Origin of the sequence: Paraburkholderia phenoliruptrix (assembly GCF_019511605.1) — a bacterium.
Classification (GTDB): Bacteria; Pseudomonadota; Gammaproteobacteria; order Burkholderiales; family Burkholderiaceae; genus Paraburkholderia; species Paraburkholderia phenoliruptrix_A.
This window is the reverse complement of sequence record NZ_JAEUAV010000014.1, coordinates 42,734-63,854: the sequence shown is the minus strand read 5'-3', so window position 1 is coordinate 63,854 and position 21,121 is coordinate 42,734. Positions and strand designations below refer to the sequence as shown.

21 protein-coding genes are annotated in these 21,121 nt (G+C 64.5%); 10 read left to right on the top strand and 11 right to left on the bottom strand.

Features of this window, described 5'->3' with window-relative positions; all coding sequences use genetic code 11:
* Positions 1–91: 91 nt before the first annotated feature.
* Positions 92–634: a periplasmic heavy metal sensor gene (locus JNB89_RS18400; RefSeq protein ID WP_220363215.1), complete on the bottom strand. Its 543-nt coding sequence runs from the start codon at positions 632–634 to the stop codon at positions 92–94.
* A 218-nt stretch (positions 635–852) separates the two neighbouring features.
* Between JNB89_RS18400 and JNB89_RS18395 the strand changes: the two genes are divergently transcribed.
* Both JNB89_RS18395 and JNB89_RS18390 read left to right on the top strand, forming a co-directional pair.
* A complete protein-coding gene (locus tag JNB89_RS18395) occupies positions 853–1,578 on the top strand; it encodes a response regulator (RefSeq protein ID WP_013338547.1) in 726 nt (241 codons plus the stop codon).
* Positions 1,562–2,878, top strand: coding sequence for an ATP-binding protein (locus JNB89_RS18390; protein ID WP_013338548.1), 1,317 nt, complete (start codon positions 1,562–1,564; stop codon positions 2,876–2,878). The genes JNB89_RS18395 and JNB89_RS18390 overlap by 17 nt, the downstream gene beginning before the upstream one ends.
* A 138-nt stretch (positions 2,879–3,016) precedes the next feature.
* Here JNB89_RS18390 and JNB89_RS18385 read toward each other — a convergent pair whose 3' ends face one another.
* Together JNB89_RS18385 and JNB89_RS18380 are read right to left on the bottom strand one after the other, a co-directional pair.
* Entirely contained in the window at positions 3,017–3,283 is a 267-nt protein-coding gene (locus tag JNB89_RS18385; protein WP_013338549.1) for a hypothetical protein, read from the bottom strand.
* A gap of 110 nt (positions 3,284–3,393) precedes the next feature.
* A complete protein-coding gene (locus JNB89_RS18380; protein ID WP_220363214.1) occupies positions 3,394–5,085 on the bottom strand; it encodes a sensor domain-containing diguanylate cyclase in 1,692 nt (563 codons plus the stop codon).
* A gap of 777 nt (positions 5,086–5,862) precedes the next feature.
* On the opposite strand from JNB89_RS18380, the gene JNB89_RS18375 reads away from it, so the two are divergent.
* The gene (locus JNB89_RS18375; protein ID WP_135893250.1) at positions 5,863–7,614 is read left to right on the top strand and encodes an ABC transporter permease; all 1,752 of its coding nucleotides are present in this window, start codon (positions 5,863–5,865) and stop codon (positions 7,612–7,614) included.
* A gap of 90 nt (positions 7,615–7,704) precedes the next feature.
* Positions 7,705–9,051, top strand: coding sequence for an ABC transporter ATP-binding protein (locus tag JNB89_RS18370; protein WP_220363213.1), 1,347 nt, complete (start codon positions 7,705–7,707; stop codon positions 9,049–9,051).
* A 221-nt stretch (positions 9,052–9,272) separates the two neighbouring features.
* Here the strand turns inward: JNB89_RS18370 and JNB89_RS18365 are convergent, their stop codons facing one another.
* The 3 genes from JNB89_RS18365 to JNB89_RS18355 form a co-directional block, all read right to left on the bottom strand.
* Positions 9,273–9,815, bottom strand: a complete 543-nt coding sequence (locus JNB89_RS18365) for a hypothetical protein (RefSeq protein ID WP_135893251.1) — start codon at positions 9,813–9,815, stop codon at positions 9,273–9,275.
* Entirely contained in the window at positions 9,812–10,414 is a 603-nt protein-coding gene (locus tag JNB89_RS18360; RefSeq protein WP_135893252.1) for a hypothetical protein, read from the bottom strand. The genes JNB89_RS18365 and JNB89_RS18360 overlap by 4 nt, the downstream gene beginning before the upstream one ends.
* A gap of 237 nt (positions 10,415–10,651) precedes the next feature.
* Positions 10,652–11,710 carry a sigma-54 interaction domain-containing protein gene (locus JNB89_RS18355; RefSeq protein WP_135893253.1) on the bottom strand — a complete coding sequence of 353 codons (1,059 nt, stop codon included), beginning with the start codon at positions 11,708–11,710 and terminating at the stop codon, positions 10,652–10,654.
* Between the two features lie 308 nt (positions 11,711–12,018).
* Here JNB89_RS18355 and JNB89_RS18350 point away from each other — a divergent pair, with 308 nt between their 5' ends.
* The 6 genes from JNB89_RS18350 (at position 12,019) to otsA (ending at position 16,805) form a co-directional block, all read left to right on the top strand.
* Positions 12,019–12,336, top strand: coding sequence for a DUF883 family protein (locus tag JNB89_RS18350; protein WP_013338556.1), 318 nt, complete (start codon positions 12,019–12,021; stop codon positions 12,334–12,336).
* 91 nt (positions 12,337–12,427) lie between these two features.
* A complete protein-coding gene (locus tag JNB89_RS18345) occupies positions 12,428–12,697 on the top strand; it encodes a hypothetical protein (RefSeq protein ID WP_220363212.1) in 270 nt (89 codons plus the stop codon).
* A 298-nt stretch (positions 12,698–12,995) separates the two neighbouring features.
* Complete coding sequence (locus JNB89_RS18340; protein ID WP_013338558.1) at positions 12,996–14,396, top strand: sigma-54-dependent transcriptional regulator; 1,401 nt, start codon at positions 12,996–12,998, stop codon at positions 14,394–14,396.
* Positions 14,397–14,496: 100 nt separating this feature from the next.
* Positions 14,497–14,712: a hypothetical protein gene (locus JNB89_RS18335; protein ID WP_220363211.1), complete on the top strand. Its 216-nt coding sequence runs from the start codon at positions 14,497–14,499 to the stop codon at positions 14,710–14,712.
* 156 nt (positions 14,713–14,868) lie between these two features.
* Positions 14,869–15,129 carry a hypothetical protein gene (locus JNB89_RS18330; protein ID WP_220363210.1) on the top strand — a complete coding sequence of 87 codons (261 nt, stop codon included), beginning with the start codon at positions 14,869–14,871 and terminating at the stop codon, positions 15,127–15,129.
* A 248-nt stretch (positions 15,130–15,377) separates the two neighbouring features.
* The gene (gene otsA, locus JNB89_RS18325) at positions 15,378–16,805 is read left to right on the top strand and encodes an alpha,alpha-trehalose-phosphate synthase (UDP-forming) (protein WP_013338561.1); all 1,428 of its coding nucleotides are present in this window, start codon (positions 15,378–15,380) and stop codon (positions 16,803–16,805) included.
* Between the two features lie 217 nt (positions 16,806–17,022).
* Here the strand turns inward: otsA and JNB89_RS18320 are convergent, their stop codons facing one another.
* The 5 genes from JNB89_RS18320 to JNB89_RS18300 form a co-directional block, all read right to left on the bottom strand.
* Positions 17,023–18,471 carry an MFS transporter gene (locus JNB89_RS18320; RefSeq protein WP_220363209.1) on the bottom strand — a complete coding sequence of 483 codons (1,449 nt, stop codon included), beginning with the start codon at positions 18,469–18,471 and terminating at the stop codon, positions 17,023–17,025.
* 176 nt (positions 18,472–18,647) lie between these two features.
* Entirely contained in the window at positions 18,648–19,151 is a 504-nt protein-coding gene (locus tag JNB89_RS18315) for a YbhB/YbcL family Raf kinase inhibitor-like protein (RefSeq protein ID WP_013338563.1), read from the bottom strand.
* A gap of 159 nt (positions 19,152–19,310) precedes the next feature.
* Entirely contained in the window at positions 19,311–19,757 is a 447-nt protein-coding gene (locus JNB89_RS18310; RefSeq protein WP_220363258.1) for a very short patch repair endonuclease, read from the bottom strand.
* 242 nt (positions 19,758–19,999) lie between these two features.
* Complete coding sequence (locus tag JNB89_RS31110) at positions 20,000–20,281, bottom strand: hypothetical protein (RefSeq protein ID WP_223216804.1); 282 nt, start codon at positions 20,279–20,281, stop codon at positions 20,000–20,002.
* A 274-nt stretch (positions 20,282–20,555) separates the two neighbouring features.
* On the bottom strand, positions 20,556–20,825 hold the full coding sequence (locus JNB89_RS18300; RefSeq protein ID WP_220363207.1) for a hypothetical protein: 270 nt from the start codon (positions 20,823–20,825) through the stop codon (positions 20,556–20,558).
* Positions 20,826–21,121: the final 296 nt, after the last annotated feature.

Here is a 21,121-nt window from a genome sequence, read left to right as displayed (position 1 = left end):
GCCGCGCTGGACCAAGGCAGGCGGCGGAGCATGCAGCGCGCCGCCACTTTCAGCAAGTGTCAGCGCCCGTCAGCGCACCCCGCCTTTCCGCTCACTGACTCGCGGCAGGTGCCGGCGCCGCGCCATGATGTTGCTGCCAGCGCTCGCGCATCTTCTCGTGACGCGACTCCATCTTTGCAAAGCGCTGCTTGAGCGCGGTGCTGACGGTCGTCTTCTGCTGGTCGTTCAGGCCGTTATAGAACTTGAGCCAGGCGTCCGTGGTTTGCTGACGCAACTGCGCGTCTTTCTGTTCGATCTGCTGATGAGCGGCGGCCATCGCGTTCAGATCCAGAATCGGCTGCTGCTGCGCGGCCTTGAACTGGTTTTTCATCTGCTCGTGATTGGCGCGCATGGCTTCATGGCCCTGCTTCATCGTGTCGAGCGCGGCTTGCCACTGCTTTTCCTGATCCGCGTTCAGCTTCAACTGGTCGTGCAGTTGCGTGAGCTCCTTCATGAAATGGCCATGCCAACCGCCGGGGCCGCCCGGGCCGCCCGGGCCCTCGTGAGCGGGTTGGGCGGCATAGGCCGCGCCCGCGCCAATGGCGAGAGCGGTAGCGGCAACGGCGAGGGCGCGCGAGATTTTTCTGGTGGACATATAAGGCTCCTTGTAATGGAATAGCCGACGATGCATCCGATCCAAACGGCGGCCTGCATTCGGTAAGACACAGCGTAGAGAACTGCGCCGGTCCCTGTGTTACGCGGCCTCGCGCCGCTATTACGGCCCATTACGCGCAGCTTTCACCGTAACACCCAGTAACCCTTGAGGCCGGCTTGAAATCGAAAACGGCCCGTGCCGCGCGTTAAACTTCATTCATGGCTACTCAAATACTTGTTGTCGACGACGACGTCGAATTGCGCGATCTGCTGCGCGACTATCTGGCCCGCCAGGGTATCGAGGTTTCGGTGCTGCACGACGCGGGCTCGCTCGAGCGCAGGCTGGAGCGCGAGCGTCCCGATCTGATCGTGCTCGATCTGATGATGCCGGGCGTGGACGGGCTCACCGCATTGCGCAAGCTGCGCGCGTCGGGCGACGATATCCCCGTCATCATGCTGACCGCGCGCGCGGACGACGTCGACCGCATCGTCGGTCTCGAACTGGGCGCGGACGACTACCTCGGCAAACCGTTCAACCCGCGCGAGCTGCTCGCGCGCGTGCAGGCGGTGCTGCGCCGGCGCCGCACGCTGCCCTCGGCGGCCGCGCCCGAGCAGCGCGAGCCGTTCAGCTTTGGCCGCTTCACGCTGGACTTCCAGTCGCGCACGCTGCATCTGGAAGACAAACCGCTCACGCTGTCAGGCAGCGAGTTCGCGCTGCTCAAGATTTTCGTCAATCACCCTATGCGCACGCTGACGCGCGAGCGTCTGCTCGAGCTGCTGCACGGTCCCGAATACGACGGCACCGACCGCGGCATCGACGTTCAGGTATGGCGCCTGCGCCGCATTCTCGAAACGGATCCGTCCACGCCGCGCTTCATTCAGACAGTGCGCGGGCGGGGCTACGTGTTCGTGCCCGACGGCGAACAGCATGCGCCGGCCCATTGATTCACTGTTTGGGCGGCTGGCGTTGCTGGTCGTCGCGGTGCTGCTGCTGTCGCATTTCGCGTGGTATGCGCTCATGCGTCTGGAGCGCAGCCAGTTGCAAACCCGCTACGCCGTCGAGGAAGCGACTTTTCTCGTCGATGCGGTGCGCCAGCACGTGGCCCGCAATCCGGACCAGCCGCTGCCGTCGCGCGTGAAACTCGTGGACCCGACGAGCCCCGAGGTGCCGCCCGAAATGTCGGACATGCCGCCGCCGCTCGAGCGTTTCATTGAAGACGCACGCGACCGTATGCCGTCCGGCACTCAGGTGCGCGTCGGCCTGCCGGGGCGTCCGCCCACACTGTGGGTGCGCGCGCCCACCGACCGCAGCTGGATCGTCGTGCCGGTGCAGCCGCTGCGGCCGCCGCGCTCGCTCGACCGCACCGTGCTGTGGCTCGTCATCATCTTCTCGTTCGCGGTAATGGCGGCGCTTTTTGCCGCATGGGCGCTGCAGCAGCCGTTGCGCTCGCTCGCCCAGGCGGTGGCGCGCTTCGGCCGCGGGCTGCCGGTGCCGCCGGTGCCCGAGCGCGGGCCGCGCGAGTTGCGCCAATTGACACATGGCTTCAATCAGATGGTGCAGGAAGTGGCGCGCACCGAGAATGACCGAGCGGTAATGCTCGCGGGCGTCGCGCACGATCTGAAGACGCCGCTTGCGCGCTTGCGGCTGCGCGCCGAGATGATGGACGAAGCGAAGATGCGCGACGGCGTGGTGCGCGATGTCGATTCGATGACCCACATCGTCGAGCAATTCCTCGTGTTCGCGCACGACGGTGCCGACCGCAGCGAAGCCGTCGAAGTCGACGCGCAATGCGAGCGGGTGGTGCGCAGCTATCGCGCGGTGGCCTCCGGTGCCCCGACCGTGCAGACCGATCTGCGCGCCGGCCCGGGCTTTTTGCTGCCCGCCGCCACGCTAGACCGGATTCTGTCGAACCTGCTTGACAACGCGCATGCGTACGGTGCGCCGCCCATTGTCGTTGCCACCGCGCGCACCGCGCAGGGCTTCACGCTGTCAGTGAGCGACAACGGCAAGGGCATCGCCGCACAAGACCTCGTCAATGCAAGCCGGCCCTTCGTGCGGCTCGATCCGGCGCGCGGCGGCAATGGTCATAGCGGTCTTGGCCTCGCCATTGTCGAGCGGCTGGTGCGGCGCGCCGGGGGCGAGTGGGAGATAGGCAACCACGAAGGCCGTGGTTTGCGCGTTCTCATGAGCTTTCCGTTTTCCGCGCTGCCTCAGGCGCGGGCGGCGTCGGAAACCGTCTGGTAGGTGGACGGCAGGCGCGGTGTTGCGCCGTGCCCGGGTTTCTTATGGGTTTCTTGCGGCGGCCGGCATGTCCGCTTGCGGTCCACGGCCTGGCTTCAGTCGCAGAACGCTTGAGCCGCAGAACGCTCCGGTCACACAGCGTTAGTCGGAGAACAGCGTGTTCAGCGCGTTTGCCGCTTCGCTATCCACGGTATTCCACGTCACGCTTTCGGCCTCGAATATATAGTGGGTCGTGTATTTGCCGAGGCGCGCAAGGATCTCCTCCTGAATGACTTCGGGCGCGACCTCCAGCTTCAGATACCACGCGGTGGACGACAGTCGCGTCTGAAACGCGCCGTACTCGGCCAGCAAATGATCGAACGCGTCAGCATCCTGATCGCGGCACACAATGACCAGATTTCCCTTCATGCGAATCTCCCGTTAAAGCGGTAGCGACAACTCGAAGTCAGTGCCGATCATACCTGTCTCGTCGGGAAGGCTCGAAGTCGTGGCTTGCGTTGGGTCAGAAGGGGCGTTCGCTACCAGACGTTCGCGACCGTGCGCGCGGGCGGGGCGGTGTCGTCGGGCGGCAGGGCTTCGGTGCGGTCGCGCCCGCCGGTTTTCGCCGCGTAGAGCGCCATGTCGGCGCGGCTCATGATCCGCTCCGGCAGGTCGTCGACGGAAAGCTCGGTAATGCCGATGCTCACGCTCAGCGTCACGGAGGCCGGCAGTTTGGACGACGGCACCGCTTTCAGACGCAAACGGAGACGCTCGACTACTTCGCGGCCGCCGGCAAGGTCGGTGGCCGGCAGCAGCAGCCCGAATTCTTCACCGCCGAGCCGGCCGATCGCGTCGGCGCCGCGCAGTTCCGCGCGGCAGGTGTCGACGAAATGTTCGAGCGCGCGGTCGCCGGCGGCATGGCCGAAGCGGTCGTTGATCTGCTTGAAGTGATCGAGGTCGGCAATCGCCATGCACAGCGGCTGGTTGCCCAGATGCGCGCGGTCGATTTCATGACGCAGCAGGTCGAGGAAATAGCGGCGCGACAGCGCTCCCGTCAGCGCGTCGTGCCGCGCCTCGGCCGAAAGCAGCGTATTGGCCGATTGCAACTGCTCCGCGAGATCGCGCGTGGCTCGATGATGGCGCCGCTCGCGCACATACGACACGGTGATCACCCATGCGAGCGCCACGGTGCCCGCCAGCGTCAGGAACACCAGCAGATGGTCGCGCTTGTGGTTGCGCAGCAGTTCGGGCCAGGCGGAAAGCGGTTCCACGAGATGCGCCGAGAGCCCGGAGTTCAGGCCGCTGCGAGTCTGATACAGCGCCGGCCCCGGCTGCCCGGAGGAGCCGAACAACTGCCCGGCCGTGGCGGCGGACACCCACGGCGCCTGTTCGCGCACCTGGGTATCGACGCGGATCTGGATGTCCGGGAAGCCGTCGCGGCGATAGGTCACGGTGCGCTCGGCGACGCTCATCTTCGCGATGCGTGAATTGGGCAGAGCGTGGCCTTCGAGCTTGCTGTCGTGCGCCATGATGATGACGCCGTTGTCGTCGGCCACGAACGTGCCGGCATGCGCGACCCAGTGGCGCAGCCGCGCGATCCCTACCTTGGCGACGACCGCGCCCGCCAGCTCGCCGTCGGCGTAGACCGGCACCGCGATGAAGATGCCCGGTTCGCCGGTCGTGCGCCCCACGCCATAGGTCTCCGAGAACGCGCCGAGCAGCGCCTTGGCCAGATAGGCGCGCACGCGCATGTCGATGCCCAGGAAGGAGCTGCGCGGCGCCTGTGGATCGCTGCCGACATCGCTCGAGGCCACGCAGATGCCGTTGGCATTCACGAGCCATACCTGATCGAGTCCGGAGAAGCCTTGAGCGCGGTGCAGGAAGGTGCTTACCGGGCTCAGGCGCGGGTCTTTCAGCAACGCGGCGCGCAGCGCGGGTTCCGTCGCCCCGCCGTTCGCGGCATAATTCCGGGATTGCACCAGCGCGTGCTGGATCATGTCCATCTCGGCCAAGGTGGCGGGAATGGCCCGCGACATCGCAAGGTCGCTTGCGATCACCTCTGCCATGTTGTCGACGATCGAGGCGGCCATCTGACGTTGCGCGTGCAAAGCCGCCGCGAGCTCTTGCTGTACCATCCGGTCCGCGACCATGCCGGCCACGAACCAGCAAGCCAGTACGATCAGCATGAAGCCGATCGGGCCCGTTGCGTGGCGCAAGGTTGTCCTGTTCATCGACCCTCTGATCCGTCTGGCTGAGACATGCAACTAGCTTATTCGTGGCAGCCCCGCGGCGCTACGTCGCCCCGCGTTTCGCTCGGGGTCGCGCCGTTCGGTTGTCTGTTGTTATTGCAGCGCACGCTGGCAAGCCCCCGCAGCGGGCCGGGGTAAACCACCAGCACAGGTGCATCTTTGAGAATTTTAACCGTCATGGGGCCAGGGGGCAGCGTTATTGGGCCATCAAATTCAGATTGGCTGCACCCATCAGGCTTTTAACGGCAACCGTGCTGGTTTCTTGATGTTGTCGCCCGCTGGCGCAAGGCGGCCAGCACCGTTGCAGTAGGGGCGCAAGCTGCTTGCCGGCGCGAACGCAGGGCAGTGCCAGGATAGCGAGCCTGCGGCATCGTGAGCCGTGTTCGGCGGAAGGCCACTGTCAGGTCATTGCGGGCCCGTTGTCAGCCGGCCGCTGCAAGAGGCGGTGAATTGCCATCAATGGTTGTGCCTGAAACATAGGATGGTGTAGTGTCGTGCCGTCCAAAACAAAGGAAAGCTCGCCAGCCTACGGGTGGCGCCTGCGGCGACAGGACTCTGGCTTGACGAACGAGGTCCCGGGCGGCTCGTCCCGCGGCGCTTCAATTGCCGGTCCCGATGTCTCCTACGCTAACGATTTACCGCACCTACGCGTTTTGCCATGCCTGATTTCCGCTTTCCGGACCGATCTTCAGACCGCCGCGCGGCAATTGCCGCCTCCTTCGCGCGTTCGAACGCCTGTGTAGACAAGGAGTGGGCCTGATGGACTTCAGCTTCGACCTGAAGCGCACCGCCAATGCGTCGGCATGGCGGGTGCTGCCCAATCGCTGGGACTTTGTTGCGTTCCCGCTCATCATCTGCATCATCGCGATGGCGGCGATCGGCTTTCACGAGACGCTCGCGCCGATGTCCACGCTGAAAACCCAGACGATCTCGCTCGACCCGGCGAATCTGCCGGAGTATGCGATGCGCACGACACTGCGCATGCTCGCGGCCATGGTCGCGTCGCTGATCTTCACGCTGGTCTACGGCACGCTCGCCGCGAAAAGCCGCCGCGCGGGACTGGTACTGGTGCCGATTCTCGACATCCTGCAGTCGGTGCCGGTACTCGGCTACATCTCCTTTACGGTCACGTTCTTTCTCGCGCTGTTTCCCGGGCGCGTGCTGGGCGCCGAACTCGCGGCGATCTTCGCGATCTTCACGAGCCAGGCCTGGAACATGACGTTCAGCTTCTATCAGTCGCTGCGCACGGTGCCGCGCGATCTCGACGAAGTCTCGCGGGGCTTTCACCTGACGTCGTGGCAGCGCTTCTGGAAGCTCGAAGTGCCGTTCTCGATGCCCGGCCTCATCTGGAACATGATGATGTCGATGTCCGGCGGCTGGTTCTTCGTGGTCGCGTCGGAGGCGATCACCGTGGGCAACCGCACCATCACGCTGCCGGGCATAGGCGCCTATCTGGCGCAGGCAATCACCGAGAAGAACCTGCATGCCATCGGCTGGGTGATTCTCGCGATGACCGTCGTGATTCTCGCGTACGACCAGTTCCTGTTCCGCCCGCTGGTGGCCTGGGCCGACAAGTTCCGCATGGAGAACACCAGTTCCGGCGACGCGCCCGAGTCGTGGCTGCTCGACCTGATTCGCCGCACGCGGCTGATTCATCGGCTACTGGTGCCGCTTGGCTGGATGTTCGCGAGGGCCGCGCGGGTGCCGTTGCGCATGCCCGCGCTGCAAGGGCCGCGCTTTCAGATTCCGCAGATCCAGAAGAGCTCGCGCGTCGGCGACATCGTGTGGGGCGCGCTCGTGCTGATCGGCACCGTCTATGTGGTGTATCGCGTGTTCATCTACGTGCGCACCGGCGTGTCGCTCGACGAAGTGGGCCACGTGTTTCTGCTTGGCCTCATCACGCTGCTGCGCGTGGTGCTGCTGATCGCGCTGGCGTCGCTGATCTGGGTGCCGGTCGGCGTGCTGATCGGCCTGCGCCCGGCGCTCGCCGAGAAGATCCAGCCGCTCGCGCAGTTTCTCGCCGCGTTTCCGGCCAATCTGCTGTTCCCGGTGTTCGTCATCGCGATCGTGCGTTTCAACCTGAATCCGGACGTGTGGCTCTCGCCGCTGATCGTGCTCGGCACCCAGTGGTATATCCTGTTCAACGTGATTGCCGGCGCGACGTCGTATCCGAACGACTATCGCGAAGCGGCCAGGAATTTCCATATCCGCGGCTGGCAATGGTGGCGTCAGGCCATGTTGCCGGGCATCTTCCCGTACTACGTGACCGGTGCGATCACCGCGTCGGGCGGCGCGTGGAACGCGAGCATCGTCGCCGAATTCGTGCAGTGGGGCGACACCAAGGTGGTCGCGCACGGCTTGGGTGCCTACATCGCGCAGTCCACGGCGGCAGGGGATTATCCGAAGATCATTGTAGGGATCGCGGTAATGTCGCTGTTCGTGACGCTGTTCAACCGCCTGTTGTGGCGTCCGATGTACGCGTACGCGGAATCGAGGCTGCGGCTGGACTGAGGCCCCGGCCCGTGCCGTTTTGCGCCGGAGCCCGCGCGAGCAGAAGAACGGGCGCGCCGGCGTTTTCCTGAGAATTGAAGGCATAACGCGATGCAAAATCCTAAAGCAGCCATGACCGCCGCGCCGATCCAGACGCCGCCGAAGCCGCCGCGCCTCGGCGAAGAAATACTGCGCGTCAAGGACGTGTGCCGCGGTTTCAACAAATCGCAGGGCGAACTGCTGGTTCTCGACGACGCGAACCTGTCGTTGCGCGAGGGCGAGATAGTGGGGCTGCTCGGGCGTTCGGGCTCGGGCAAGTCGACGCTGCTGCGCATCATTGCCGGTCTGATCGAGCCGACCGACGGCGAAGTGACGTATATGGGCAAGCCGCTCGACGGTCCCGCAAAGGGCGTCGCAATGGTGTTCCAGACGTTCGCGCTGTTCCCGTGGCTGACCGTGCTGCAGAACGTGGAAGCGGGGCTCGAGGCGCAAGGCGTAGCCGCGCGCGAGCGCCGTGAACGCGCGCTTGCCGCGATCGACCTGATCGGTCTGGACGGCTTCGAGAACGCCTATCCGCGCGAGCTGTCGGGCGGCATGCGCCAGCGCGTCGGCTTTGCGCGCGCGCTGGTGGTCGATCCCACGCTGCTGCTGATGGACGAACCGTTCTCCGCGCTGGACGTGCTGACCGCCGAAACGCTGCGTACCGACCTGCTGGACCTGTGGACGCAGGGCCGCATGCCGATCAAGGCGGTGCTGATTGTCACGCACAACATCGAGGAAGCGGTGTTCATGTGCGACCGGATTCTGGTGTTGTCGTCGAATCCGGGCCGTGTGATTGCGGAGATCAAGGTGCCGTTCAAGCATCCGCGCAATCGTCTCGACCCGGCGTTCCGGCGTCTGGTCGACGAAATCTACGCGAAGATGACCGCGCGCCAGACCGACGAGAAAACGAGGAAAGGGCTCGAACTGCACAGCTGGTTGCCGCATGTGTCGACCAACCTGATGGCCGGTCTGATCGAGACGCTCGCCGCCGCGCCGTATCACGGCCGCGCGGACATGCCGGAAATTGCCCGCTCGCTGCATCTGGAAGTGGACGATCTGTTCCCGGTGGCCGAAGTGCTCCAGCACCTCGGTTTCGCGGACGTGCGCGAAGGCGATATTTTCCTCACGCCGCCCGCGCGCGTGTTCGCCGAGTTCGGCACGCAGGAGCGCAAGATGATGTTCGCCGAGCATCTGCTGCGCCACATGCCGCTCGCCGCGCGAATCAAGAAGGTACTGAACGAGCGGCCTGGGCACCGCGCGCCGCGCGTGCGCTTCGAGCAGGAACTGGAGGACTTTCTGTCCGACAGCGCCGCAGAAGAAACGCTCGACGCGGTCATCAACTGGGGCCGCTACGGCGAGATTTTCTCGTATAACGACCAGACCGAAATTTTCAGTCTCGAAGACGTGGAGTCGTAAGCGCCGGCCGCGCAAGTAAGCGTAGGGGGCCCGGTTAAAGCAGAAACGGCAGGGAAGACCCTGCCGTTTTTCGCGTGGCCGCGCGAAATCTGCTTGCGGCCGCCCTGACTACCGCTTCATAGTCCCGTTTCATAGCCTTGTTTCATTGCCGTGCGATTGCCGATACTTGCAGCCCGACTAGCGGCTGATTCCGGCGTGCGCCGCTACACCCCGCCGCCGGCTTATTGCAGATTGCCCCAGCGCTCCACCGCCGGTTCTGCCGACGCCCATTTCCAGCCTTTGTCCTGCTGACACGCGCTTGCCGTGTACCAGTCTTCGCGTGCATTCGGGCCGTCGCCGTCCTGCACCGAGAACACGAATTCCTTGCACAGCGCGAGCGCGGAACCGAACGCACGGGTCACGCGTACCTGACCGTGGCCGTTCTCGATTGGCAGCGTATGCTTGACCGACCACGGCCGCGTTTCGCCGACCGGCATTGCGCCGGCCAGTGCCGCGATCAGGTTCTGCTGGTCGCTGTGCATGCTGCGCATGTAACGGCCCACGGCTTCGTCCGTGGCAGCTTGCACGGCGATACCCACGCCGATGCCCACCGCCGGATTCGACGTGACGAGCCCGGAAGCCACACCGGCGGCCGCGCCGCTTGCCGCACCAATCGACGAACACCCACTGGTCAGAAGACCCGCGCTGATACAGAGCGCGCCGGCCAACGCCGTCAGGCTCACGCGATGCAGCGGCCGCGCCACCGCGAGCGCACGCGCCGTCATTGCAAGGCACCCCAGCGTTCAGTGGCGGGCTCGGCCGACGCCCACTTCCACGTGTCGCCGTCGCGGCAAATGGAGGCGACATAAAACGCGCTGCTTGCGGGCACGTTCTGGGTCGCGATGCGGTCGACCGAGAAGACGATTTCCTTGCAGTCGAGCGCGCCCGCGCTGATCGTGCGGCTGACCGTGACGCGGCCGTGCTCGTCGTCTTCGATCGGCATCGAATGCGTGACGCTCCACGGGGCGATCGCGCCGACCTCGAGCGGTCCGGCGATTTTCGCTATGCCGTCCTGTGTATTCTTGTGGACCACGCGCTCCGAGTACTGAACGCCGGCTCGCGCCGCCGCGACCGCGCCGAGGCCGATGCCGGTTGCAACCGCCGCATTGCTCGTGACTTTCGCCGCGATCGCGGCGCCGGCGATACCCGCACCGGCGGTGGCGCCTTCCGAATAGAAGGAACTGCAGCCAGAGAGCGCCGACGCGAGCACTAGCGCCAGCGCGGCAACAGTCGTTGCCTGACGGCGCGCGCCTGCTGCGGCGCGTTCGGAGCGGGATTCACCGCGCGGTCCCAGCCACTCGCCGCACACCAATTTCTTTTGCATTGCCTGTCTCTGCTCTTGCGAAGTGCCGGGGTTCGCGCAAGGCCCGAACCAGCGGCAGGTTCTCCCATTGCCAAAAATGGGCTGCTGCATTTTGCAGGATGCGTTTTGTAAATGGCAGAGGCAAAGTGCAAGCAATTGCAAAAGATGCTGCACGTCAAACCGGTTTCTGCTCGGCGTCTGGACCGGTTTGATTGGTGGTGCGAACTGTTCGCAGAGGAAGGTTCTGCAGTCCGGCGTCTACTGTTCGGAATCTTCTTCCGTGCCTTCGTCGCCGTAGGCGCTCAAGCGGTTGTAGAGCGTTTTGAGGCTCACACCCAGCGCTTTCGCCGCGCGCCGTTTGTCGCCGCCGCAGTACTTCAAGGTGCCGAGAATGATCTGTTTCTGCGCGTCGGCGAGGGGCGTGCCGATCCACACGCTCATGGCGTCGCCCTGCGTGACGGGCCGTTTGACCTTCGACGCGAGATGTGGATGCGGCAGCTCGACCGTCTTTTCCGCGAGAATGAACGCGCGATACACGGCGTTTTTCAACTCGCGCACGTTGCCGGGCCACGACCAGGTGCGCAACGTTTCGATCGAGCGTTTGCTGAAGGTCTTGTGGGTGCCTTCCTGCTGGTTGAGCTGTGCGAGAAAGTGCTGCGCGAGCAGTTCGCGGTCGTTCTCGCGTTCGCGCAAAGGCGGCGCGCGCAACGGAAAAACCGCGAGCCGGTACATGAGGTCTTCGCGCAGACCGTTTTCCTTCACCGCCACGGCGGGATCGCGATTGGTCGCGGCAATCACGCGCACGTTACCGCTGATCAGTTCGTTGCCGCCCACGCGGTAGAAGGTGCCCGTCTCGAGCGCGCGCAACAGCTTGACCTGACGCACGGGCGCCATTTCCGTGACTTCGTCGAGAAACAGCGTGCCGCCGTTTGCATGTTCGAAGTAGCCGACGCGTCCTTGGACCGCGCCGGTGAAGCTGCCTTTCTCGTGGCCGAACAGTTCGGCCTCGATCAGTTCGTCGGGAATCGCGCCGCAGTTCACGGCGACGAAGGGCGCCTCCCTGCGGCTGCTTTGATCGTGAATCGTGCGGGCAATCAGCTCCTTGCCGGTGCCCGATTCGCCGATGATCAGCGCGGTTGCATCGGTGCTCGCGACCCGCTCGATCTGCTCGTACAGATCGAGCATGACCGGCGACGAGCCGTACAGCAGGCCGTACGATTTCAGTCCCGCGATGCCGTCCGCGACGCGCTGCTTCGCCTGGGCGGAAGCGCTGCCGCCGGCGGACACAGTGGGCGAGTCCAGATCGATTGACGCCATAAACGGGGAAGTCCTGTCCGAAAGAGTGGGTTGTTGCGGCGCTTAGGCCTCTGACACGAGACAGCAAAAGTTCTATCTCACAAAGGTCGATTTAACCACTTCGACGGCGCTTCCTGCAATCTATGTGACAGCAAAGACGGAAACGCCGGCAAATGTCGGTCGAAACTGCTCGGTCCACGGCCGGGCCGTGCCCGCAGCGCCCAGAGTTACCGGGCACACGGCTTGCGTCTGGCCCGCGACATGTGTGCGCTGGGCCGGTGACTCGCGGCCTGCTCACGCGAGCACTGAAACTGGATGAGGAGGGAAAGATGACTGACACGACGCAACAGCTTGCACTCGGCGGCCAGAAGATCGTCGAGGATCTGCGCGTGCTGCTGAAGGACTCGGAGGAAATGCTGCGGCTCGCGGCCAATGTGCCCGGCGAAGGCGTCGGCGCTTTGCGCCAGAAGCTCGGCAGCCACGTCGAGACGCTGCAATCCGCATTGGGCGACGCGCAGGACAATGCGCAGCGCCGCTACCGCTACGCGACCGTCAGCACGGAACGCTATGTGCGGCAGAACCCGTGGAGTTCGGTCGCCATCGCAGCGGGCGTCGGCTTCGTGCTGGGCGTGCTGACCGCGCGCTGAGCGCCTCTGCTTCGCCGTCCCGGCAACGGTTGTGTCCGGCCGACGGCGCAGCGGTTTTCTTCTCTGCGTTTAACGAACAAAGGAGTTCATGATGGCTCGACCCAAAATTGGCATTTTCGGTGCGCTCATGGCGCTCGGCGGCTATCTGGCGGTGCGCTACGTGCAGCGCAGCCGCGCGGCCCAGCCGGCGACGGCGCGCGAGTTGAACCGCTGGGAAGACGAGGGCGGCGCGGTCGTCACGCCATCGGCCTCGTCGACGGCGCAGGCAGGCAGGAGCTTGCCGGCCAGCGCCGGTCCGGGAGCACACGGACCGAACGGCTCGGCGCACCCGGACGCCTGGCCGTTTCCGCATAGCAGTTGAGGTAGCTTTCGACATTACGCCGCCGCCGGCCCATTGGGCCCGCGGCGTATTGCCGGGACTGTTAAATTGTCTCGATAAAGCCTTATAATAGGTAAATACACAACAATAGTGCCGATCACGTCGCGATTTTCGCGTGTATTGTTGCAATATTGAATGAAATCGGTGACCAAGCGCTGTATTGAAGTTGGCGTACGCTCACTTTTGAGAGGTAGATGCCGGCTCCCGCGCGAGGTCGTCGCCGTTTCCAGCATGCGCGCCGCATGCTGTTCCTCCCACGCTTGCAGGCTTTCGAGACGCGATGCCACATGTACTGATTGTCGATGACGACGCAAGTACCCGCGAGGCGCTTTCCGCCATCATCGGGGAAGACGGTCTGACCACCGCCACCGCGGGCGATCTGCGCGAAGCGCGCATTCAACTGGTCCGGCAGGTGCCGGACGTTGTCTTTACCGACCTGAAGCTGCCCGACGGCAGCGGGGTCGAACTGTTCGAAGATCTCGATCCGCGCTCCGGCGTGGAAGTGATCGTGATTACCGGCCACGCCACCGTCGAGTCGGCGGTGAACGCGCTGAAGATGGGCGCCACCGACTACCTGGTGAAGCCGATCAACATGCAGCGCGTGAAGGCGATTCTTTCGCGCCTGCCGCGCGCCGGCGACCTGAAGGCCGAGATCGGCACCTTGCGCGGCGAGTTGCGCCGCATGGGCCGCTTCGGTCTGATGCTCGGCAATTCGCCGGCCATGCAGGAGGTGTACGACCAGATTGGCCGCGTCGCGCCGACGGCGGCCTCGGTGATGCTGGTCGGCGAATCGGGCACCGGCAAGGAAGTGGCCGCCCAGACGCTGCACGAGCTGAGCCTGCGTCGCAAGCACGCGTTTCTCGCCGTGAACTGCGGCGCGATCTCGCCGAACCTGATCGAGTCGGAAATGTTCGGCCACGAACGTGGATCGTTCACGGGCGCGGACCGTCAGCACAAAGGGTATTTCGAGCGCGCGAACGGCGGCACGCTGTTCCTCGACGAAATCACCGAAATGCCGATCGAGTTGCAGGTCAAGCTGTTGCGCGTGCTGGAAACCGGCATGTTCATGCGGGTGGGTACCACGAAGGAAATCGAAACCGACGTGCGCCTGATTGCCGCGACCAATCGCGACCCGGAGCAGGCGGTGCTGGAAGGCAAGCTGCGGCTCGACCTGTACCACCGGCTGAATGTGTTTCCGATCAGCCTGCCGCCGCTGCGCGACCGCGGCAAGGACGTGGAGCTGCTCGCGCAGGCGTTTCTCGACGAACTCAACGAGCGGCACGGCACCAAGAAGCACTTTCCGCCCGCGGTGAAGGAGATGCTGCTGTCGTATCCGTGGCCGGGCAACGTGCGTGAACTCAAGAACTACGTGCAGCGCGCGCACATCATGTCGGGCGGGGACTCCGACAGCACCGCGACGGTGCCGTTGCAGATCACGTTGTCGAAACCCGCGGCGGGCACGGCGATCACGATTCCGTTCGGCACCTCGCTCGCAGAAGCCGACCGTCAACTGATTCTCGCGACGCTCGAACAATGCGGCGGCGTGAAGACGCGCGCCGCGGAAATCCTCGGCATCAGCCTCAAGACGCTGTACAACCGTCTCGTGGAATACGGTAACGACGCACGCGAAGAAAGCGATTCCGCCGACGAATCGCGCGCGCTGGGCGGCGCGGACGCATAGCGTCAACGCGCCGTCTTTCGGCCGGGAGCGCGGCTGCAAACGGCACAAACGGCACAGCCCTTGCTGATCCGAAAGGAAACGCATAGCGAGGACCACTGACATGCCGCATTACGCTGCCGCTCCCGCGTCGTCACCCTGGAAGCACGCCCACCGCCCGGAGCCGATCGAGCCGCCCACACCGGGCGAGCCCGACACGGTGCCCGATCCGAGCCCGCAGCCGATTGAACCGGTCGAGCCGCCCATCGGCGACCCCCCGCCGCAGCCCACGCAAACTCCGCAGGCCAGGCGGCGTCCGCCAATCTCTCTGCGCGTGTGACTCCGGGCGGGCGGCGCGCTCGCCTCGCGAAACGAATTTGTGTACATGTTACAACTGCGACGCATGATTTACCGGCACGCCTACCGGCGTCGCTCCTACCCGTTGGTGATGCCGCCGTTGCCGGGCGGCGCGCGGCTTTGTCCGGAGGCATCGATCATGAGACATCCAGCGCTGCGGCGCTCAGCGCGCCATTCGAAGCGCGAAGGCCGTCCCGCCAGTAAGAACGTCCTGCCGGTTTCTTCCGCGCCCGCCAGCGGCCCGGAAGCCGTACGGGCTTCGCCTGCGTCGCACCACGACCCGTCCGCGCAGAACCGCGTGGCGCCCGACGCGCCGCCCGACGGGGAGTACAACCAGGGCGGCGTGCGTCAGGAAGGCCTCGACTATCAGCGCGACCTCGGCTCCGAGCAGGACGCGTGAGGCGCTTGCCGCGCCGGACATGTAGCGGACACGCAGCAGACATGTTGCGCACGGGAACGCATCTGCGCGTTTCCGTCATAAAAGCGGAAGGAAATTTTTCGCGACGCTCATGGGCGGCGGCTTTGTGCTCGTTCGTCACATTTGCATACATTTTTATTTCGCGTGCGCGAAAAAGAGGCACGGTGCTTGCATGAACCGTCCTTGGACATGTCCGTAGCAACGAAATAATCGAACTAGGTGGAGCACTAATGAGCAGACTGATCGTGGTATCGAATCGTGTCGCGCCGACCCAGGAAGGGCGGCCCGCAGCGGGTGGCCTGGCGATCGGCGTGCTGGACGCGTTAAAGGAAACCGGCGGAGTCTGGTTCGGCTGGAGCGGGGAGACGGTGAGCGAGCCGTCCGCGCCGGTGATCGAGAAGCAGGGCAACGTGACCTATGCGACCGTCGGTCTCACCAAGCGCGATTACGACCAGTATTACCGCGGTTTTTCGAATGCAACGCTGTGGCCGACGTTCCACTACCGCAACGACCTGTCGCGCTACGACCGGCAGGAATACGCGGGCTATCAGCGTGTCAACGCGACGCTCGCCAAGCAGCTGAAGGAACTGTTGAGGCCCGATGACATCATCTGGGTTCACGACTATCACCTGCTGCCGTTCGCGCGCTGCCTGCGCGACCTGGGCGTGAAGAATCCCATAGGCTTCTTCCTGCATATTCCGTTTCCGGTTCCCGAAGTGCTGCGCACCATTCCGCCGCACGAAGAACTCGTGAAGGCCATGTGCAGCTACGACGTGATCGGCTTTCAGACGGAAGCGGACCGCCAGTCGTTTGTCGATTTCATCGAGCGGGGCCATCACGGCACCTCGAGCGAAGACGGCATGGTCCACGCGTATAACCGCTTCCTCAAGGTGGGCGCGTATCCGATCGGTATCTATCCGGACGCGATCGCCAAGGCCGCCGAGCAGTTCACCGACCGCAAGCCGGTGCGCAGCCTGCGCGACGGCATGCGCGGTCGCAAGCTGATCATGAGCGTGGATCGGCTGGATTATTCGAAGGGACTGGTGGAGCGCTTCCAGGCGTTCGAACGTCTGCTGCTGAATGCGCCGGGATGGCATGGGCGCGTGTCGCTGGTGCAGATCGCACCGCCTACGCGCTCCGACGTGCAGACCTATCAACGGATTCGTCAGACGCTGGAAGGCGAAGCCGGCCGCATCAATGGCCGCTTTGCGCAGCTCGACTGGACGCCGATTCAGTATCTGAACCGCAAGTACGAGCGCAATCTGCTGATGGCGCTGTTCCGCCAGTCGCAGGTCGGCTATGTGACGCCGCTGCGCGACGGCATGAATCTGGTCGCCAAGGAGTATGTGGCCTCGCAGGACCCGGCCGATCCTGGCGTGCTCGTGCTCTCACAGTTCGCGGGCGCGGCCGAGCAACTGCCGGGCGCGCTGGTCGTCAATCCGTTCGATCTCTCGCAAATGGCCGAGGCGCTCGAACGCGCGCTTTCCATGCCGCTTGCCGAGCGCCAGGCGCGCCACGCGGACATGATGACGCCGATGCGCGAGAACAACCTGTCGGTGTGGCGCGATACGTTCCTCGCCGATCTGCGCAACGTGGCGACGGCTTCTTCGGTGGCGGCTAAAGCGGTAAAGCTCGCTGACGTGACGGCGTCGTCGTAGGTCGTTCGGCGGTTGCGCGGTTCTGCAAAGCCGCGCGAGCTGGTCACGTCGCAGCGAGGCAGGAAAGCAGTAACGCGGCAACAGGCGCGAAAGGCGCGTAATGCGTAAAGGGGCGCAAAGGGCGCAAAGGGCGTGCATCGCAGGATGCGCGCCCTTTTCATTTGGGTGGTTGGCACAGTGGCTGGCAGTCAGGCCGCCGCGTCGGGTTTGACGAAGCTCAGGCCGGGCGCGGGTTGGCTCGCTGCATGACGCGCAGGGTGCTGACCACCGCCGCCAGCGCGGCAAACCCCGCCGCCACGTAGAGCGCGACAACCGGTCCGCTGTGCGGCGCGATGCCGAAAATCAGCGCGACGAGCGCCGCGCCGAGCGTCTGGCCGGTCAGGCGCGCGGTGCCCAGCATGCCGCTCGCGCCGCCGCTTCGTTCGCGCGGCGCGGACGAGAGCATGGTGCGATTGTTCGGGGACTGGAAGATGCCGAAGCCCGCCCCGCACAGCGCCATGCGCCAGGCGATCTGCGTTGCGTCGGGATGCGCGCCGAGCGTGGCGAGCAGCAGCAGCCCGAGCGTCAGCGCGGCGAGCCCCACGCCGCCCAGCCAGCCCGCCGACACTTTATCGGACAGCACGCCGGCAATCGGCGCGGCGAGAATGATGATGGCGGGCCACGGCGTCATCAGGAGGCCGGTGTCGACCTGTGAAAACCCGAGTGTGTCCTGCAGCATGAAAGGCAGCGACACGAACGCCAGCATCTGCGCGCAAAACGAACACACCGACGTGCCGATAGACAGGGCGAAGATGGGAATCCTCAGCAAGTCGATGGGCAGCAGCGGCGCCGGGCGGCTCAACTGCCGGCGCACGAAGAAATAGCCGATCACCACTGCGCCGATCAGTTCCACCACGACATAGCCGAGCCGCTCGCCGTGGCCGAGTCCGTCGACGGCGAAAATCAGGAGACCGAACACCAGCGCGTTCATTACTGCGCTCAACAGGTCGTATGGGGATTCGTGGCCGCGGTTCATCGGTAACGCCTTGAAGCCGCCGACAATCGCCGCAATTCCGATCGGCACGTTGATCGCGAAGAGCCACGGCCACGGGGCCACCGCAAGCACGCCCGAGGCCACCGTGGGCCCGACTGCCGATGAAATGGCCACCACCATCGCGTTGATGGATACACCGCGTCCGAGTTGTGCCGGCGGATAGATCATGCGCACGAGCGCGGTGTTCACGCTCATCACGCCCGCTGCGCCGAAGCCCTGCACGACCCGGGCAATCGCAAGCGTGGGCAGTGAAGTGGACAGCGCGCAGCCGAACGAGGCCAGCGTGAAGAGAATCAGCCCGGCAAGATAGATGCGCCGATAGCCGATGCGATCGCCAAGCGACGAGAGCGGCAGCAAAGAAATGGTGATGGCCAACTGATACGCGTTGACGATCCAGACCGAGCCCGCCGCGCTAGCCTGCAAGTTGCGCGCGATGGTGGGCAGCGCGACATTGGCGATGGCGCTGTCGAGCACCGCGAGCGTCAGACCGAGCGCGATGACGAGCATCGCCCAGTAACGTTGCGGTGTCGGCAGGCCGTGTTCGGAAGCAGCGGCGGGCGCGCTGTCGGGCGCGAGGCTCTGCTCTGCGTCCGGCGGTACTGTCCCGCCGTTGCCGGATGGTTGTGCGTGCATCGATTATGGGAGCTTGCTGTGAACGATGCGGCGGGCAGCGGGCCGCGGTCATGCGTGCATCCGGTCTGCGTGCCCGCCTGTCTGCCTGCGTGCCGGCTACGATCGCATCGCGCGGAGTGCGCCGATGCCGCGCCGCTCATCTGATGGACCTGCGACGCGGCAGCCTGGCCCTGCCGTTATTTGAGTTCGTAGAGACCGGTATGCGTGGTCGAATCGATTTCATTCATGTGGGTCATGAAACGTGCGACTGCATTGGTCGTTTCGGCGGTGATAGGCAGATGCGGGACCTTCAACGCATGCAGCCGGAAGATGTAGCGGTGCGTTCTGTCGCCGCGCGGCGGCGCGGCGCCGCCGAAGCCCACCGTGCCGTAATCGTTGCGCACCTGCAATGCGCCTTGCGGCAGCAGCGAGCCGTCGGCCTTGCCGGCATTGCGCGGCAACGAACGCGCGTCGGCCGGAATGTTCACCACGACCCAATGCCAGAAGCCGCTGCCGGTGGGCGCGTCGGGATCGTGTACGGTGAGCGCGAAGCTTTGCGTATCGGCAGGCGCGCCTTCCCACTGCAGTGTGGGCGAAATGTTCTCGCCGTCGACGCCGAACGCCTTGTCGTGGTATTCGTGCGCTTTCGGCATGAAGCCGTTGTTCGGGAAATCGTCGGACCAGAGACGGAAATCAGCCATTGTGTGCCTCCCTTCTTGACGGGTTTTGACGGCCGAAGCAGGCGGTCGAGGCTGCGCTTTCATCATGCCCGGCGCGCTTTTCGCCGCTTCGGATCAGCCAATCGAGTTTATCACCGCGGGCTTTCGGTTAGCTCGCAATGAGCGCGCTTCGCGCGGCTTTCAGCCACGCTCCTCGAAGTCCGGCGCGTCGCTCTGCAACCATTGCACGAGCCGCGTCAGCACGCCTTCGATGTCGCGACCGGCACCACGCAAAGCGCATTCCCATACCACGCCGACGCGCCAGCCGGCGGCGAGGAGCGCGGCGCGCACCTTGTCGTCGTTGGTCCGGTTGCGGCCGATCTTGTCGCGCCAGAATTCGGGACGCGTTTGCGGCCATTTGAAAAGGCGGCAGTCATGTCCGTGCCAGAAGCAGCCGTGCACCAGCACGACCGCGCGGTAGCGGGGCAGCACGATGTCCGGACGCCCCGGCAGATCGCGCGCATCGAGCCGGAAACGGAAACCCTGCCGATGCAGCAGACTGCGGATCAGCACTTCAGGCTTCGTATTGCGGCCCCGGATACCGGACATCATGCGGCTGCGAGTCGCACTGTCGACGATATCGACCATGGCTAGCTTCGCGAACTCGTGTAGCCGGTGCGCTTCCGTGTGCGGGGAGGGGACGTGCGTCTCATGCTGGGGCTCCTCGGTAAGCAGCGACGGCGTGCGGGGAGCATGAAGCAGGCCGCTTCGGGCGGTGTCGGCATTCAATGCGAAGCGCACGCAAGGAAGCCGGCTCATGCCGGCACTTGCGAGCAGTTTACGCAAATTGTGTGCTTCGCGTGCGGTTGCAACCGCGGCGACGGTGCCTGTCAGGACCGGCGCACCAGCATGCAGAGGCTTTGTAGTCTGCGCAGATCCGCGTCATATCCTTCGAGCGTGTGGCGAAGGAGCGTTCTGCGCGCCATGCGCTTCTCTTCGAAATTGCGCTTTTCTGCGTGAGTCGGCACCCAGTAGATGCCGATGCGAGCTTCCTGCACATGGCGGACGGTTCCTGCGTCGACAAGCTGGCTCAGCGAAGCCTTGATCTGCCGCGGACTGCCGTTCAACTGCTTCGCCAGCGCGACGCAGGTGTAACGGACACCGGGTGTCATGACGGCGTCGAGCTGCGACGCGTTCAGTTTTCTTTGCTTTGCCGTCTCCCTGTGTCTTTCATCTTTACTATGTGCGTGACTGTTATCCTTCGATTCGGTATGCGAAGCAATCGCGCTGGGTGCCGCAACCCCTGCCTGCCTGTCACGCGACGACGCCCGTGCCGTGCTGTCCTGTCTCATGTTCGACGTCTCTCCTATTCCAGTTTGACCAGTGGTGGATCGTCTTTACATCCGCGCCGCAAGCTCGTTGTTCGAAACGCGCTGCGCCGACTACTTACTGCGTTGCGGCCGCAGGCATGCCGTCGCGTGCGGCAGCAACCGAGGCGTCGCGTTCTTTCTTAGCGGCAGCCTTCTGTCGCAAATAGACGCGTTTAGCAGCGGCTACTTTCGCGTCATAGACACGATTGGCCTCGGAAATCCGCTCGTGCATCTGGACGATCTGATCGTTCATGCCCGGCTGCGTCCTGTCGGGTTCGGTCTGCGCCCAGCATGCGGATGCCGCGCTGAACATGCAGAACAGCAAAGTGGAAACGATCTTCTTCATGGACACTCCTGCTTGAAAAAAAGACGGCCGCGCCAGGCGGCCGCAAAAGTCCACCACTCAGACCTTGATAAGTGGCGGCTCGGGGTCGTCACTCGCTGCAACGTGCTGGAAAGGTAGTGCAAGCACTGCGCAGGGGAAAGAGCAGGAATCGCGTACACGTAAACCAAAACTGAACAGCGAGCATGGGCTGCCACGCGAACCTATGTCACGTCTTGCGCGCGGCATTACTGTTCGCAGACGATTAACGCGTTCACGGTTGCGCTTCTTCCCAGCCTGCAGGGGCTCGCGATACGTTG

What these genes read in the sequence shown, in the direction of transcription:
- JNB89_RS18385 (WP_013338549.1), bottom strand. Translation starts at nt 3,283, where the DNA reads ATGAAGGGAAATCTGGTCATTGTGTGCCGCGATCAGGATGCTGACGCG.
- JNB89_RS18320 (WP_220363209.1), bottom strand. Translation starts at nt 18,471, where the DNA reads ATGCACGCACAACCATCCGGCAACGGCGGGACAGTACCGCCGGACGCA.
- JNB89_RS18335 (WP_220363211.1), top strand. Translation starts at nt 14,497, where the DNA reads ATGCCGCATTACGCTGCCGCTCCCGCGTCGTCACCCTGGAAGCACGCC.
- JNB89_RS18355 (WP_135893253.1), bottom strand. Translation starts at nt 11,710, where the DNA reads ATGGCGTCAATCGATCTGGACTCGCCCACTGTGTCCGCCGGCGGCAGC.
- JNB89_RS18350 (WP_013338556.1), top strand. Translation starts at nt 12,019, where the DNA reads ATGACTGACACGACGCAACAGCTTGCACTCGGCGGCCAGAAGATCGTC.
- otsA (WP_013338561.1), top strand. Translation starts at nt 15,378, where the DNA reads ATGAGCAGACTGATCGTGGTATCGAATCGTGTCGCGCCGACCCAGGAA.
- JNB89_RS18315 (WP_013338563.1), bottom strand. Translation starts at nt 19,151, where the DNA reads ATGGCTGATTTCCGTCTCTGGTCCGACGATTTCCCGAACAACGGCTTC.
- JNB89_RS18375 (WP_135893250.1), top strand. Translation starts at nt 5,863, where the DNA reads ATGGACTTCAGCTTCGACCTGAAGCGCACCGCCAATGCGTCGGCATGG.
- JNB89_RS18310 (WP_220363258.1), bottom strand. Translation starts at nt 19,757, where the DNA reads ATGGTCGATATCGTCGACAGTGCGACTCGCAGCCGCATGATGTCCGGT.
- JNB89_RS18395 (WP_013338547.1), top strand. Translation starts at nt 853, where the DNA reads ATGGCTACTCAAATACTTGTTGTCGACGACGACGTCGAATTGCGCGAT.
- JNB89_RS18390 (WP_013338548.1), top strand. Translation starts at nt 1,562, where the DNA reads ATGCGCCGGCCCATTGATTCACTGTTTGGGCGGCTGGCGTTGCTGGTC.
- JNB89_RS18370 (WP_220363213.1), top strand. Translation starts at nt 7,705, where the DNA reads ATGCAAAATCCTAAAGCAGCCATGACCGCCGCGCCGATCCAGACGCCG.
- JNB89_RS18400 (WP_220363215.1), bottom strand. Translation starts at nt 634, where the DNA reads ATGTCCACCAGAAAAATCTCGCGCGCCCTCGCCGTTGCCGCTACCGCT.
- JNB89_RS18340 (WP_013338558.1), top strand. Translation starts at nt 12,996, where the DNA reads ATGCCACATGTACTGATTGTCGATGACGACGCAAGTACCCGCGAGGCG.
- JNB89_RS18365 (WP_135893251.1), bottom strand. Translation starts at nt 9,815, where the DNA reads ATGACGGCGCGTGCGCTCGCGGTGGCGCGGCCGCTGCATCGCGTGAGC.
- JNB89_RS18330 (WP_220363210.1), top strand. Translation starts at nt 14,869, where the DNA reads ATGAGACATCCAGCGCTGCGGCGCTCAGCGCGCCATTCGAAGCGCGAA.
- JNB89_RS18300 (WP_220363207.1), bottom strand. Translation starts at nt 20,825, where the DNA reads ATGAAGAAGATCGTTTCCACTTTGCTGTTCTGCATGTTCAGCGCGGCA.
- JNB89_RS31110 (WP_223216804.1), bottom strand. Translation starts at nt 20,281, where the DNA reads ATGACACCCGGTGTCCGTTACACCTGCGTCGCGCTGGCGAAGCAGTTG.
- JNB89_RS18345 (WP_220363212.1), top strand. Translation starts at nt 12,428, where the DNA reads ATGGCTCGACCCAAAATTGGCATTTTCGGTGCGCTCATGGCGCTCGGC.
- JNB89_RS18380 (WP_220363214.1), bottom strand. Translation starts at nt 5,085, where the DNA reads ATGAACAGGACAACCTTGCGCCACGCAACGGGCCCGATCGGCTTCATG.
- JNB89_RS18360 (WP_135893252.1), bottom strand. Translation starts at nt 10,414, where the DNA reads ATGCAAAAGAAATTGGTGTGCGGCGAGTGGCTGGGACCGCGCGGTGAA.